This is a genomic window from Embleya sp. NPDC001921 (assembly GCF_053594475.1).
In genome coordinates this window covers 1-1,867 of the sequence record NZ_JBSFEO010000154.1, presented here as the reverse complement: position 1 = coordinate 1,867, position 1,867 = coordinate 1, and the positions used below count along the sequence as shown (strand labels likewise).

Below are 1,867 nucleotides of genomic sequence, written 5' to 3'. Positions count from 1 at the left end.
GAACCACCAGATGCCGAGCCACCAACCCACCCAGACTCCCGGTACCACCGGTCACCAACACCGACCCGGAACCCCAATCAGGCCCGCCGGCATCCACCGGCGGCGTGAACCGCGCCAAGCGCGCCGCGCGCACCGTGCCCTCGGATACCGACACCTGCGGCTCGCCCGACGCCACCACGGCGGTCACCAGTTCCGCCGAGGCGGCGTCCACGGCGTCCACGTCCACCAACACGAACCGACCCGGATGCTCCGACTGCGCCGACCGCACCAGACCCCACACCGCACCCTGCACCGGATCCCCGACCGCACCACACGTCACCACGACCAGCGTCGCGTCGGCCGTGCGCTCGTCGGCGAGCCAGGTCTGCACCACATCCAGCGCCCCGGCCGCCGCGTCCTGAGCGGTGGCCGCCGTGCCGACCCGGTACGTCACGACGTCCGCGACCGTGTCCAACGCGCTCAGGTCCGCGCCGCTCGTCAGCTCCGGATGCCGGGTGGCCGCCGAGGTCGTCCCGTGCGCGTCGACCGCGAGCGGAACCCAGTCCACCGCGTGCAGCGAACCTCGCGCGGTCGACCGGGCGGCCGGCGCGGCGATCTCCGTCACCGGACGCAGCACCAGCGACGACGCGGACAACACCGGCTGCCCGGCGTCGTCGGCCAGCAGTACCGCGAGCCCGTTCCCGCCGGTCGGGGTGAGCCGCACACGCAGTGTCGTGGCGCCGGACGCGTGCAGCGCGACGTCGTTCCACACGAAGGGCAGCCGGGTCCGCTCGTCGACGTCCAGGACCAGCGGGTGCAGGGCCGCGTCGAGCAGGGCCGGATGCAGGCCGAATCCGTCCACCGACACGTCCGCCGGGAGCGCGACCTCCGCGTAGCGCACGTCGCCGCTGCGCCAGACGGCCCGCAGGCCCTGGAAGGAGTGGCCGTAGTCGTAACCGCGTTCGACCAGCCGAGCCCGGACTTCCGCGGGGTCGACCTGCGTGGCGGACGTGGGCGGCCAGTCGGTCAAGTGGTCGGCCGGCTCCGCGGCGACGGGCGTGAGCGTACCGGTGGCGTGTCGCTGCCACGTCGATTCGCCCGCCTCGTCGCCGTCGTCCTCGACGCGCGAGTACAGCGCGAAGGCGCGCCGTCCGGAGTCCTCTTCCGCCGCCGCGACCCACAGTTGCACGACCACACCGCCGCGCTCGGCAAGCAGCAACGGCGCTTCCAGTGTGAGTTCTTCCAGCAGTGCGCAACCGACCTCGTCACCGGCGCGAACCGCCAGCTCCACGTAGGCCGTTCCGGGAAGCACGATCACGCCGCCGACCACGTGATCGGCCAGCCACGGGTGCGTGCGCAGCGACAGCCGGCCCGTGAACAACACGCCACCGCCGTCGGCGCGTTCCGCCGCCGCGCCCAGCAAGGGGTGGCCGGAGTCGCCCATTCCGACCGAGGCGAGATCGGCCGAGCGGTCGAGCAGGTCGTCCAGCCAGTAGTGGCGCCGCTGGAACGCGTAGGTCGGCAGGTCCACGCGGCGTGCGCCCGGATGGAACCCGGCCCACGAGAGGTCGGGCGCGGCGCCGTGCGCATGCAGTGTGGCGAGCGCGACCATCACGGTGTCCGACTCGGGCCGATCCTTGCGCAGCACGGGTACGGTCACCGCGCGCTCCGGCTCACGGAGTCCGTCCCGAACCAGCGCCGTCAGCGTGCCGTCCGGACCCAGTTCGACGAACCCGCGCGCGCCCTGGACCTCCAACGTTTCCACGGCGTCATGGAACCGGACCGGCTGCCGAACATGGCGCACCCAGTACTCCGGGTCCGTCCAGTCACCATCGGTGGAAACGGTCGAGACGACGGCCAACTGCGGTTCCTCGAAACTCAGTTCCCG

1 protein-coding gene is annotated in these 1,867 nt (G+C 72.6%); it reads right to left on the bottom strand.

What is annotated here, in order from left to right; all coding sequences use genetic code 11:
• Positions 1-1,783, bottom strand: a 1,783-nt coding sequence (locus ACWCPW_RS51925) for a polyketide synthase dehydratase domain-containing protein (protein WP_449768675.1), incomplete at its 3' end; no start/stop codon positions are given.
• Between the last annotated feature and the right edge of the window lie 84 nt (positions 1,784-1,867).